The organism is Bacillus sp. DE0042, from assembly GCF_007680225.1.
Taxonomy (GTDB): Bacteria; Bacillota; Bacilli; order Bacillales; family Bacillaceae_G; genus Bacillus_A; species Bacillus_A wiedmannii.
On sequence record NZ_VEJP01000001.1, the window covers coordinates 1,949,916 to 1,962,889 of the forward strand.

The window sequence follows — 12,974 nt, forward strand, 5'->3', positions numbered from 1 at the left end:
AAAATATAGAAATCTGACTTTTTATAAATAAATTGAATTTTTACGAAATGTAAATGATTTGTAATGTTTTTTTTCGCTAAATTTCATTATAATAAGTGGATATGAGTGTCGTATTTCAATTCAAATGAAGGAGTACAAGAAATGGAGCAAAACCCATCTTTGCAAGAAAATACACGCAGTAAACCGAAAAAAAGTAAGAAAAAAACAAAAATTATTATAAGCGTTATTCTATTCTTTTTAATAATAGGTGGCGGTTATACTTGGTTTTTAGTAAATAAAGCATCTTCTGCTGTTCGAAATGCCGCACACGATTTAGCGCGCGGTGATAAATCTGATTTACGTGATAAAGCTGTAAAACCTATCACAAATAACGTCTCCGTCTTAATCATGGGTGTTGATGAAAGCGATGTCCGCGGGAAAGAATATGGAGAAGCTATAAGAACGGATGCACTACTACTTGCAACGTTTAATAAAGATAGCAAAACTGTAAAACTATTAAGTATTCCACGAGATACATATACTTATATTCCAGTGGAAAAGAAAAAAGATAAAATTACACACGCTCATGCATACGGTTCTACTAAAAACGGAAAAGATGGTGGACCACAAGCAAGTATTGATGCAGTTGAAAAATTAATGAATGTTCCCGTTGATTACTTTGTAAAGTTTAACTTCAAGTCATTTATGAAAATTGTCGACGATTTAGGTGGTATTGAAGTCGATGTACCAGTTGAATTTACTGAACAAGATAGTAATGATACTGCTGATGCGATTCACCTGAAGAAAGGTGTTCAAAAGCTAAATAGTGAAGAAGCTCTTGCCCTTGCTAGAACGCGCCACATCGATAGTGATGCAATGCGTGGACAACGTCAACAACTCGTTATTGAAGCTATTTTAAAGAAACTAACAAGCGTTGGATCTGTAACAAAAGTTGGTAACATCATTGATGATATTAACGGACAATTCGTTACTAACTTAACATTCGATGATATGCTTTCATTCTACAAGTACGGATCGGACTCGGAAATTGAGAAATTACAAATTCAAGGTGAAGACTGCTATATGGAAAAAGGTGACGATACATGTAGCAAATCTGCTGGCGGCGGCCGAACGTATTACTACAATCCAGATAAAAAAGAATTAGCAACTGTTACAAACGAACTTCGTACTCACCTTGGATTACCTGCATATACAAAAACAGACTCTGATTCAAAGAAAACAAAAGAATCTAAGTCGGAAAATTCAAGTGAACGCGAATCAAGTAACAACGAATCTAAAAATAAGAATAAAAATAGCAGTGAAGAAACAGAAACATCGTCTAACGACAATGAATAAAAAAGAAGCAGTTCTCTATGGAGGTAGAGTACTGCTTCTTTTTATTTCTCCATAATTAAAAATCAGAACTTTCTAACTATCTTTTTTAATATTTTTAAATTATAATAAATAGTAGCAATCTATTCCAATTATCAGGGGGCTCATACATATGAAAGCTGCAGTAAAACACAACATCTCAGATTTTAAAGACTACTTAAAATCAAACGATATATTCATGGAAGAAAATATAGATGAAAATGATGGTTCTGTTCATTTTTCAGTAGGATTAGAGACAGAAGCTGGCGCAAAAATTCAACTTATCGCTGCTTTCCAAAACGAACATCCTACTGTAGATATATACTGCTTCAATGTTGCTCACGTACCTGATGCAACATCAACAAATGATATTTTGCATGTTATCAATGAATTAAACACATCTTATCGATTTGCAAAATTTACATTAAACAAGCAAAATGCAATTGATATTTCAGCATCTCTTGCATTCTCAGAACCAAACTTTAATCCAGCACTTGTCTTTGAACATACGAGAATGCTATATAAATTAGCAAATGACGAATATAAAAATTTAATGAAAGTTATTTGGGCATAAATAAAAGGATGGGCTGCAAGCAGCACCATCCTTTTATTTCGATATCATATCAATCCACATCTTAACAGCAGTGCCTACAATCAAAATCGATAACATATATTGCAATGCTTTTTGATTGATCCTCTTCCCAACTCGCGCTCCAAGCGGCGCAGCAAAGATACTTGCAACCGCAATAATAAGAGCTGGAATTACAACTACTTGACCAGTTATCACTTTTCCAGTCGTAATCCCTACTGAGGAAATAAACGTAATAGCGATAGATGTTGCTATTGTTGTACGTATCGGCAATTTTAAAATAACTAACATAATCGGTACTAATAAGAAAGAACCGCCAGCACCTATAATGCCTGATGCTCCGCCTACAATAAACGCTAGCAAACTTGCTAACCGTTTATTATATTTCACTTTATCACCATTATTTCGCTTCGGTACGAACATCATAATAGCAGCAATTGTTGCTAACGCTGCATAAACAACATTGACCGTATGTTCCTCTAATACGTTAGCACCAAAACTCCCTATGAAACTTCCTATTAAAATACTAGCTCCCATATACACAACTAGCGTTTTATCCATATCATTACTTTTCCGATAAGCCCATGCACCTGCAAAAGTTGCAAAGAATACTTGCACCGCTGTAATACCACTCACTTCATGTGACGTATAACCAGTAAATCCTAGCAATACCGGAATGTATAGGATCATTGGATAATTAATAATCGCACCGCCAATTCCAACCATTCCTGATATAAACGATCCTATAAACCCAATTATAAAAAGTAATACGACTAAACTCACCTTATATCCCCCGCCTTCTAAAAAGAAGGTGATTTAAATGAATAAGTTTACATTCCCATCCGAAGCATCTGCTAAATAAGCTCCTACTCCTGCAAACTCTACCCCTTCCATAATCTCTTCCTCTTTTAACCCTAATAAATCTACCGTCATTTGACAAGCTACAAGTTTAATCCCCTGTTCTTTCGCTAAATCCATTAAATCTGGTAAAGGCATCGCATTATGTTTTTTCATAATACCTTTAATCATCTTTTGTCCCATACCGGCAAAATTCATTTTTGATAAGCCCATCTTATCTGCACCACGTGGCATCATTTTTCCAAATACTTTTTCTATGAAAGTTTTCTTTACTTTCACATGTTCATCTTTCCTTAAAGCATTTAATCCCCAAAAAGTATGAAAAATAGTCACCTCTTGATCATACGCCGCTGCACCATTTGCAATAATATAAGCAGCCATCGCCTTATCATAATCTCCGCTAAATAAAACAATTGTTGTTTTCTTCTGTTGCTCCATGTTGTGCTCCCTCCAATTACCTATAGGGGTATTTTATTATTTATAAAAAGACTCAAATCATTTATCTCTGTACTATACGACTTTCCCTTCCCACGCTAACATACCACCTACCATATTGATTGCTTGAAAACCGTAGCTCTCTAAAAACTGAACTGCTCTTGCACTTCTTCCGCCAGAGCGACAAACGATAATATATTCTTTATGTTTATCCAACTCATGCATACGAAATTCTAATAGTCCTAGTGGAATATTACTTGCTTCTGGAATTTTCCCCTCGACTACTTCTTCTACTTCACGTACGTCTACGATATTTACTGCCTCTTTACGTAACAATTTTCCTTCTAATTCTTTTACTGTCATTTCTTTCATTTTAAATTGCCTCCTTACAAACCATTCATGCCACTCGAAACATTGATAACGTGCTGAAATCCTAATTTCTTTAATACTTTTGCTGCTTGCTTACTTCTCATCCCGCTCTGACAAATAACGATTACTTCCTTATTTTTATCTAACTGATTTGCCTTACTCACTAGCTCATTTAGCGGGATATTTTGAAATCCTTTCATATGATTTCCTCTATATTCACCTACTGTGCGAACATCGATAAATTGTTTCTCCTTTTTCCCCGCTATACTCTTTAATTCTTTTCCACTTATATTTTGAACATCTTTTACCGGTAAAAAACGTGAAATAACAAACACTGCAGCAAGTACAATGAAGAGCGTACTTAATATTGTATTCATATAACCAACCTCTCTACATTTATAAACATGCTACGCCTTCTTAATCCAAAACTTTAGCACATCAGCTTCTTCTACATGCTTTACGATGTCATGACCACCTTTATTTGCCCACGCTGGAATATCCTTAACTGACCCTTTATCTGTTACATGTACTTCTAACACTTCTCCAGTTTGTAAAGTATCCATCGCTTTCTTCGTTCTTATAATCGGCATTGGGCATGCTAAACCTTTCGCATCTAATACTTGTTTTACATTCATCATCTATTCCTCCATTTTTTATTTATTTTATTATTCATGAACTGCACAACGATTTGGACCAATTTCCATTTCACGTTCTTCATCCACACTCGGATGAATCTTACCCATATTCGTTTGACGAATTTCTTCGTAAGCATTCGGCTGAGGTGGTAAATTATCCGTTACAACGTTACGAAACTCTCCCTCATCCTCAATATTTAGTCCTGCATTATACGCAAATAAATCTTTTAACTTTGCGCTCACAACACCATTCTCATCCATTTCACTTATTTTTGAATAATGAGCTGGTAACACGATTAATTGTTGAGATAATACTTTATATCGGTCATATAAAGTTTCTCGCAAATCACTCACCCAATCCTCAGCCTTTCCAGCAAGATCTGGACGCCCAATTGAATCTACAAATAAAATATCGCCTGATAATAAATAGAAATCATCTACAATAAATGATGTACTCCCAATCGTATGCCCCGGTGAGTATAATGCGTCAATTTCAATTTTAGTACCCCCCATCGTAATGACAGCTCCTTCAACGAGCGGCTTATATGAGAAAACAACTTCCTCCGCATCTTTTGGCGGTAACCAATACGTACCATCTACTTTTTCCGCTAACTTACGTCCTCCAGAAATGTGGTCTGCATGTAAATGTGTATCCATTACATTCGTAATCGTAACGCCATGCTCTTTCGCAAACTCTTCGTATGCTTCAATTGTTCTGACTGCATCAATAACTGCTGCCTCACCATTTGAAACGACCATATAAGATAAACAGCCTTTTCCAAGGCGGTTAAATTGATATATACTTCCTCCGCCCTGTACATCTCCTACTTTTAACGGCTTCACATATTCACTCCAAGCTTTCATACCGCCAGCTAAATAATAAATATTTTCTAATCCGGCCTCTGTTAATTGCTCTGCCACAAATATAGAAGACCCTTCTTTTGCACATACTACTAAAACATCTTTATCTTTAGGTAATTCACTTGCAATATGATCTACACCATCTAACAAATCAAAATACGGTTTATTTATAGAAGAAATTTGTTTCCCTTCAATTTTCCACTCTTCATAATCCGTCTCATTACGAACATCTAAAATAAACAACTCTCCAAATAAAACTTTCTCTGCGACATCTTTTGTATGCAACGGTTTAATACTCATCTAATTACCCCCGTAGGTATATTTTCATTTAAAAAATTTTACTTTTCCACATCCCCTTGCCACTCTAACATACCTGGAATGACATTTTTCACATTTAAATACCCTTTCTCTTTCAACATTTGGCAAGCTACATCACTACGGTTACCAGTTCGGCAAATAACATATATTTGTTTCATCTGATCTAATGCTGCACTATCTAGTTCGCCTATTGGAACTGAAATAGCCGCTGGAATATGACCAAAGGCGAATTCCGCTGCTTCGCGAACATCTAATACAATACACTCTTCACCGCTTAATAATATATTTTGCAATTCCGCATTTGTAATTGTTTGAGGATATTTCACTACTTCATTCACTTCATGCTCGTGTGCTTTTCTAACGTAATGCATCAATAGATCTCCTTCGTGTTTCGTCCCGATATATTGATGACCTACTTTACTCGCCCAACTTTGTATATCTACAGTAGACCCTTTATCTGTTGCCTGAACTTCAATCACTTGCCCTGATGCGAGACTTTCCATCGCCTTCTTCGTCTTCACAATCGGCATCGGACAAGCCAATCCCTTACAGTCTAAACTCCTATTCACTTTTATACTCATAGTCGATTCCTCCATAACTTATATACATATACCCGTATGGGTATATTAAAATGTTTTTGATAATCTGTCAACACTTACGTTTGACAGATTATCGGCTTTTTACAAGTAATTGAACAGCTTCTTTAATTAACTCTTCATTTGAACCATTACCACTTTCAAACTGTTCACGCAAACATTGCTCTAAATTTGTTCCAACAACAAGTCCAATTGTACGATCAAGTGCAGAACGAGATGCCGTTAACTGTGTAATAACCTCTCGGCAATCTTTTCCTTCTTCCATCATACGAAGTACACCACGAACTTGACCTTCAATACGTTTCAATCTATTTTTCATATCTTGATTATATTCCACTGTAGACCACCTCCGTATTTATAACTATATTATACATTACTTTGTAACTTTGTATAATAACATATACCCTAAAGGGTATATTGTAAAGCGTTTTATTTTTTTGAAACTTTCTAACGTATAGTGAAAATGCAAAAGTCACTGATTTTATTGACTTTTGCATTTCTCAACTACACTGCATTATTATCTTACTTCTTATAAACTCCTTGTAAAACTATAATCCATTTCTCCACCTAGTGCTGCAGCTGTATCACCAGTTTCTCTAAAATCATGTGTATATATTTTTTCGAATGAACCGAAATCTACTTGCTTATAAAATTCAAAACAAGGGAATCCATCATGCTCCCCTTGAATCTCAATACTACAAACCTTGTTCACACATACATGTAATACATAATCTACAGGAGGTGCATATATATTTAATGGATTACTTGCACTCGCACTCATTTTAAATTGCACACCATCAGGATTCCATACGATATTAGTGCACACAATATTTTCAGTACTCGCTTTTCCTGTTCTTTTATTCACAGAACCATCTGGATTCGTAACCTTCTCTGTCGTAATACCCGTGTTCGCATATGAAAACACTTCTTCTTTATAAAAATCCACTACTACCTCTTGCTCCACTCTAGAGCGCATAGTATTTACCGCATGTGGTGTAAATTCGCGTGAATCACCTTCGAATTGAATTATTTTTCCTGTTTCCATATCCTTCCTCGGTTCTGTCCAAGACATTGGAATAAATACGCTGGCTCTAACTTTTACGATATTAGTCATAAGAAACACCTCTATAATTCTAATTTTATATACTGCATTATTTAATAAAAAAACACCATTTCAGCCACATAATTAAAATCTTTCTCTTTTACGTTGGCTACTTCCTTCTTAAAAATGACGCTATATTTATAGCTAGATTTTCGTTTTAAAGCTATATTCCATTTCTCCAGCTAGTGCTGCTGGGGTATCATTCGTTTCTCTGAAATCATGTGTATATATTTTTTCAAATGAACGAAAGTCTATTTGTTTATAAAATTCATAGCAAGGGAAACCATCATGTAAACCTTCAATATGCACAATGCCACTTGTATTAACTCTTATAACCAAAAAATAATCTGCTGCGGGTGCCGCTGCATTTAACGGATTACTTGCACTTGCTCTCATTTCAAATGAAACTTCATCCTCGCCCCATACGATATTAGTACATACAATATTTTCTGTACTTGTTTCTCCTTTTTGATACTCAATTGAACCATCTGAATTTGTAATTTTCACAGTAACGATGCAAGCATCTACATATGTGAAAATTTCTCTTTTATAAAAATCAACAATCACTTCTTGTTCTAATCTTGAACGCTTTGTATTTACAGCGAATGGTGTAAATTCACGTGCATCTCCAGCGTATTCAAAAACTCTTCCTGTTGCAGCATCCTTAATAGGCTTCAGCAACGCATACGGTGCAAATACACTCCCTCTAATTTTTACGATATTAACCATGTGAAACCTCCGTTGATTCTATTTATATAAATCATTATTTGTACTATACAGGATATAGTCAATTTGATTGACCATATCCTGTATAGTACAATAGGTTTTATATATAGTCAACTTAATTGACTACAATTGTGGAGGTTATACATGAATCATCAAACATTTAACGAACTAGACCTTACTTCACTTTTATCATTATCTTTCAGTACATTAATTACTGAACTGCATGACAGATTAAGTGAATTGGGATTTGAAGATATTAGGCCAGCACACGGCTTTATGTTCAAACGTATCCTTCCTAATGGAGCAACCGGTATAGAATTGGCTGAGTATTTAGGAGTTTCTAAACAAGCTGTAAGTAAAATGATCGATTCTCTTGAAAATAGTGGTTATGTCACGCGCAAAAAGCATCCTACTGATAAAAGAGGTAAAATCATTATTTTAACCGAACGAGGTTTAGCTGTAATGAAAGCGAAAGAAGAAATAGTAGCTGAAATAGAGCAACGATGGATTGAAAACATAGGTACTGAACGAATGCAAATGCTCAAGGAAGATTTAACAACATTCGTTACTAAAGAAAATACAGAGAAATTATCATCAAATATACGACCTGTTTGGTAAGCAAAAACTCCATATAAAAACGAATCCATTTTGATCAGTCCCTTTCAAAATGGATTCGTTTTCTACAGTTTTATTAATAATTATTGCTTCTTTTAAATTTCATATCAAATATGCAAGAGTCTATATTTTACGCATTATATAATTCCATAGCTCTCTGCACGACTAATTCTGCCGTATTCTCCTCCGGTGGCATCAATAAATTCGTAACAGGCCCATATACAACAGGGTTTAGCTCTACTTCGTACCCACCATATGCAAACTCTTCTTTTGTCGGTAAATAACCAATATATCCATTCGTATATCCACCTAAAAAAGCTATTTCATTTTGAAGACGCTCTTTCACTTCTAAAGCTGTTTCTGAAAAAGGTTCCATCGGTATACCAAAGAACATACCATCATTAATTTGAAACAGTTGAACTTCTAAATCAATACGTAACTGCCGAATACCTTGCTTATATTTCTCTAAAATTATAGTAAGCCATTCATCCGTATTCACATCCCACTGCTTCTCAGCTAATTGAGCCATGCTTCGTATTTCATTAATTTCAGGAATATCTTTCAACTTCATTTGCATCGTACTTGAAACTGTTCTTAAACTTACAATTGGGCTATATGTAACTATTGGCAACATCGTTAATACATGTCTACTAAGCGTGTAAGCCATTTGTGTTAATGCTTCCCTTGAACCGCGATACTTTGCATTTACATTGCCAGCAGCACCTTGCACAATAATAGCAGGACAGTTTACGATTTTCTCAAGAATCTCTCTCGTCATTCCCGGATAATCCGCCGATAGTACATCGCTATCACCTTTTAACACATTCGGATGTGCCGTACAAAATACTATAATCCCAGATAGCTCCTTCGTTTCAGCATTTCTTATGGCTAACATGCCAATTCGTTTATCTACAACACCCTCTATATTTGTTCCCATCTTCGCTCTTCCATCAGATGTTCTCTCTCTTCGGTTTACCCCAATATAACCTGTCGTAACACTCCAGCCAATTTCACATGGCCTCAAGTTGTTATTCGCAGTAACAGCACCGTGCACTACATTATTTACTAAAATCGTTTTATACGACTTTATTAAAGGATGATCACCGACTGTTTCCGGACCAGAGTGTGTATGTGTATAAACAACAGTTATTCGCTCAAATGATATATGAAGCTCTCTCGCTATTTGTTCACGAATCATATTTGTATCTTCTACTAACATTCCAATATTATCAATACTTATAAACACAGTTTTCGTCTCATCTTTTTCAAATACAAAAACTGTCCCATAAATACACTCTTCAATATTATTTATTCCTGTCTCTCTATGGTATCCGACAAAATCAATACCTACAGGCGGCGTAATATCCACCTTGCATACCCCTATTTTGCTCATTTGAATCGCTCCATTTCTCTATGTAACTCCCTTTTTCAAGAATAGCATATTTGACCTTGTTCCAAATAAAAAAGAACGGACATAGCATTCTATGTCCGTTCTTTTTATCACACATACTTCCGATGCACCATCTTCCCATCATAAGAAAACACAACGCCCTTACTTTCCACAATCGACTCCATATGCACCGTTCTTCCCCATAATTGATGAATGTATGGCAATACTTTTTCTAAGTATTTTAAATCGAGCTCGATTCCTTCGTAACTATGTTTAATGTACAATTCTCCGTTCTTTAAGTAATCTCCATCTTCTACTACTAAGTACGGGAAGCCACCGTTTGTACGCATATTTACGAGCTGATCACGTACCTGTTCCCACTCTTTATCTATTACTTTATATTCTTTTCCTTGGCGCTGGAATAAGTACATATCTTCTCTCATTACGAGATCTTTGTTTAAGTAGTTTCTTAAGAATGATACATCCCATTCGATTTCGCGTACTTCAAAGATTTTGTCCCGACCAGATCCTGGCTTTACGCCGCGTCGTTTCATTTCTTCTGTCGGGTTATTGTAGCGTTCTTCAATATCTTCGAACATTTTAATACCGAGGTAGTATGGGTTAATGCTTGTTTTTGATGGTTGAACTACACCTGCATTAAGCTTTGCGAATTCAATCGCTTCAGAAGATGTTAAGTCCATTTCACGGAGTATGCGTTGATGCCAGTAAGAAGCCCAACCTTCGTTCATGATCTTCGTTTCAAGCTGCGGCCAGAAATATAACATTTCCTCGCGCATCATCGTTAATATATCGCGCTGCCAATCTTCTAGCTCACGGCTATATTCTTCAATAAAGAGTAGTAAATCTTTCTCTGGTTGCGGCGGAATTTTCTTCTTTTTATGCATATTAGGTCGTTCTCTCTTTTTGTTTCGATCATCTAAATTCCATAAATCATCGTACTGTGATATCTTTTTCTTTTCTACATCCTCTTCTAAATCTTCAATACTCCACGCAAGTTTTGGACGCATAAGCGATGGATCAATGTGCTCTTGAATGGCAAGTACGGCATCCAAAAATGTTTCTACTTCTGCCTTTCCATACTTATGCTCATATGCTTTCACGCGATCAGCCGTTGCCGCCATACTTTCTACCATATCTCGCTTCGTATTTGAAAAACGAATATTATTTTTAAAGAAGTCACAGTGTGCTAAAACGTGCGCCACAATTAATTTATTTTGAATTAACGAGTTCGTATCTAATAAAAAGGCGTAACATGGATCAGAGTTAATAACGAGTTCGTATATTTTACTAAGACCTAAATCGTATTGTAATTTCATTCTGAAAAATTGTTTTCCAAAACTCCAATGTGAAAACCTCGTCGGCATCCCATATGCACCAAATGTATAAATAATTTCCGCTGGACATATTTCATAACGCATCGGATAAAAATCAAGCCCAAATCCAGTCGCAATTTCCGTAATTTCCGCAATCGCATATTGCAGTGCTTTATCGTCACTTGCTCTCATTATTTTCCCTCCTTACACTTTCCCTTAAGAAAGTGTATGATTGGAAACAAGCTTTCATGAGGATTGATTGCATAATAAAAAGACATCCTCATAAAAACGAGAATGTCTCATCTATTAACCTTCAATAATCTCCATCTTCTCCGTAATCGGTGTACGAGCTTTTCCTTCTGGTGCTTTATCGAAATAGCCAAGGTGAAGAATTCCAACGATGCGTTGACCTCTTGTTAAACCAAGTCCTTCTATAAATAATGGATTGTAGTTTAATCCGCCTGATTTCCAAACACAACCTAATCCGCGTTCCCAAGCAAGCAGTTGGAAGTTTTGCATAAATGCACATGTTGCAGCGTAATCTTCGTCGCGTTGAATTTGACGTGGATCTTCATTAATATAAACAACAATTTGTGCAGGCGTGCTTAAGAAACGATCTGATAAAATTTTGCCGCGTTTCGCTCTTTCTTCTTCTGTGAAAGAGTTTAATACTGCATCTACTAATTTTTTGCGACCTTCTCCAATGTATAATTTACAATTCCATGGTTCACGGTGTTTATGATTCGGTGCCCACGTTGCGTCGTTTAATAGTTCAATTAATAACTCTTTATCTACAGCTTTATCTGCGAATGTACGTACAGAGCGTCTTTCTTTAATCACATTTGCGATGGAAGTATATGTAGTCATATTTTTCTCTCCCTTATTTTCATCTATATGTATACATTTGTTATTGATATTGATTTTCAATTTCGATTATACCTTAGTTTTTTACTATTAATCAATGTTTTATGTTGGAAAACTTCCAAAAACGTCATTTTATACTGTGAATAAAAAAACTTCATTTGTTCACAAGTATTTCACATTTTATGGAAATGATATGTGTACAGTTTTCCACATTATCCATCTAGGAGGAATTTATATGTACAAAAAAATCATAGTAAGTATGACTATGGCAGCATTATTATGTGGGATATCTACCTTCCCTACTTCTGCTTCCGCTACCACGCCAAAAGAAGTAACATTGCACCATCATCATAAGCCTATTTCAGAAGAAGAAATGCAGTCGCTCGAAAAGCTCGGCTATAACAAACATGCAATTTGGAAAGCTGCTCATATTGCAAAAATGAGTAAAAAAGAAATAAAAGACGTTTTAGCTTACTATAAACAAAATAAATCTTGGGAGAAAACAGCCCAGCATTTCGGTGTAGATCCAAGTAAGTTGAAAAAGCATCATATGAATAAAGAGACGAAAAAAGCACTGCTGCAAGAATTAGCAAATATGCAAAAAGCTACACCAGACGGACTCAAACAAAAAATGAAAGAATATAATATCGGATTACGTCAACTCACAGTATTAACAATCATCTCTCAAAAAAGTAATACCCCTCTCGATGATGTACTAAAAATGAAAAGAGATGGAATGGACATTAAGCAAATTGCAGAAAAACTAAACGTGAAAAAAGAAGATATACGAGCAGAAATGATTAAATTAGTGAAGTCTATTAAAGAAAAGAACACAAATTAACATGCCAAAAAGGAAGAGATATTTAATACTCTTCCTTTTCTTTATGAACTTTCAATTTTCAAGTATAAATTCCCGTCTTTCCCAAAAACTA

The 12,974-nt window shown here is 35.4% G+C and carries 17 protein-coding genes; 4 read left to right on the plus strand and 13 right to left on the minus strand.

Translation table 11 applies throughout. From position 1 onward, the window contains the following. The first annotated feature begins 141 nt into the window (after window positions 1-141). Window positions 142-1,335 carry an LCP family protein gene (locus tag FS802_RS09935; RefSeq protein WP_000437422.1) on the plus strand — a complete coding sequence of 398 codons (1,194 nt, stop codon included), beginning with the start codon at window positions 142-144 and terminating at the stop codon, window positions 1,333-1,335. Between the two features lie 148 nt (window positions 1,336-1,483). Next, a complete protein-coding gene (locus FS802_RS09940) occupies window positions 1,484-1,924 on the plus strand; it encodes a hypothetical protein (RefSeq protein WP_000642356.1) in 441 nt (146 codons plus the stop codon). Window positions 1,925-1,957: 33 nt separating this feature from the next. Here the strand turns inward: FS802_RS09940 and FS802_RS09945 are convergent, their stop codons facing one another. The 10 genes from FS802_RS09945 to FS802_RS09990 form a co-directional block, all read right to left on the minus strand. Further along, window positions 1,958-2,722: a sulfite exporter TauE/SafE family protein gene (locus FS802_RS09945; protein ID WP_000060741.1), complete on the minus strand. Its 765-nt coding sequence runs from the start codon at window positions 2,720-2,722 to the stop codon at window positions 1,958-1,960. Between the two features lie 33 nt (window positions 2,723-2,755). Continuing rightward, complete coding sequence (locus tag FS802_RS09950) at window positions 2,756-3,235, minus strand: DsrE/DsrF/DrsH-like family protein (protein ID WP_000437734.1); 480 nt, start codon at window positions 3,233-3,235, stop codon at window positions 2,756-2,758. A 72-nt stretch (window positions 3,236-3,307) separates the two neighbouring features. Then, window positions 3,308-3,604, minus strand: a complete 297-nt coding sequence (locus FS802_RS09955; RefSeq protein WP_000661820.1) for a rhodanese-like domain-containing protein — start codon at window positions 3,602-3,604, stop codon at window positions 3,308-3,310. A gap of 14 nt (window positions 3,605-3,618) precedes the next feature. After that, window positions 3,619-3,978, minus strand: coding sequence for a rhodanese-like domain-containing protein (locus FS802_RS09960; RefSeq protein WP_001092314.1), 360 nt, complete (start codon window positions 3,976-3,978; stop codon window positions 3,619-3,621). 30 nt (window positions 3,979-4,008) lie between these two features. Further along, window positions 4,009-4,239, minus strand: coding sequence for a sulfurtransferase TusA family protein (locus FS802_RS09965; protein WP_098654508.1), 231 nt, complete (start codon window positions 4,237-4,239; stop codon window positions 4,009-4,011). A 27-nt stretch (window positions 4,240-4,266) separates the two neighbouring features. Continuing rightward, window positions 4,267-5,397, minus strand: coding sequence for an MBL fold metallo-hydrolase (locus FS802_RS09970; RefSeq protein ID WP_098654507.1), 1,131 nt, complete (start codon window positions 5,395-5,397; stop codon window positions 4,267-4,269). A gap of 38 nt (window positions 5,398-5,435) precedes the next feature. Beyond that, window positions 5,436-6,011 (minus strand): sulfurtransferase TusA family protein, encoded by a 576-nt coding sequence (locus FS802_RS09975; protein WP_098654506.1) that lies wholly within the window; start codon window positions 6,009-6,011, stop codon window positions 5,436-5,438. Window positions 6,012-6,084: 73 nt separating this feature from the next. After that, window positions 6,085-6,348 (minus strand): metal-sensitive transcriptional regulator, encoded by a 264-nt coding sequence (locus tag FS802_RS09980; protein ID WP_000456206.1) that lies wholly within the window; start codon window positions 6,346-6,348, stop codon window positions 6,085-6,087. Between the two features lie 192 nt (window positions 6,349-6,540). Continuing rightward, complete coding sequence (locus FS802_RS09985; protein WP_098707911.1) at window positions 6,541-7,125, minus strand: DUF3238 domain-containing protein; 585 nt, start codon at window positions 7,123-7,125, stop codon at window positions 6,541-6,543. 132 nt (window positions 7,126-7,257) lie between these two features. After that, complete coding sequence (locus FS802_RS09990; protein WP_000247255.1) at window positions 7,258-7,842, minus strand: DUF3238 domain-containing protein; 585 nt, start codon at window positions 7,840-7,842, stop codon at window positions 7,258-7,260. A 141-nt stretch (window positions 7,843-7,983) separates the two neighbouring features. Here FS802_RS09990 and FS802_RS09995 point away from each other — a divergent pair, with 141 nt between their 5' ends. After that, window positions 7,984-8,457 (plus strand): MarR family winged helix-turn-helix transcriptional regulator, encoded by a 474-nt coding sequence (locus tag FS802_RS09995; protein ID WP_001016465.1) that lies wholly within the window; start codon window positions 7,984-7,986, stop codon window positions 8,455-8,457. Window positions 8,458-8,584: 127 nt separating this feature from the next. Here FS802_RS09995 and FS802_RS10000 read toward each other — a convergent pair whose 3' ends face one another. From FS802_RS10000 to FS802_RS10015, 3 genes are all read right to left on the minus strand, one after another. Continuing rightward, the gene (locus tag FS802_RS10000; RefSeq protein ID WP_098654504.1) at window positions 8,585-9,847 is read right to left on the minus strand and encodes a neutral/alkaline non-lysosomal ceramidase N-terminal domain-containing protein; all 1,263 of its coding nucleotides are present in this window, start codon (window positions 9,845-9,847) and stop codon (window positions 8,585-8,587) included. Between the two features lie 107 nt (window positions 9,848-9,954). After that, window positions 9,955-11,370 (minus strand): stage V sporulation protein SpoVR, encoded by a 1,416-nt coding sequence (spoVR, locus tag FS802_RS10010; RefSeq protein ID WP_001202704.1) that lies wholly within the window; start codon window positions 11,368-11,370, stop codon window positions 9,955-9,957. Between the two features lie 114 nt (window positions 11,371-11,484). Beyond that, entirely contained in the window at window positions 11,485-12,045 is a 561-nt protein-coding gene (locus FS802_RS10015; protein WP_098707912.1) for a nitroreductase family protein, read from the minus strand. A 232-nt stretch (window positions 12,046-12,277) separates the two neighbouring features. Here FS802_RS10015 and FS802_RS10020 point away from each other — a divergent pair, with 232 nt between their 5' ends. Next, a complete protein-coding gene (locus FS802_RS10020; RefSeq protein WP_141545964.1) occupies window positions 12,278-12,883 on the plus strand; it encodes a hypothetical protein in 606 nt (201 codons plus the stop codon). Window positions 12,884-12,974: the final 91 nt, after the last annotated feature.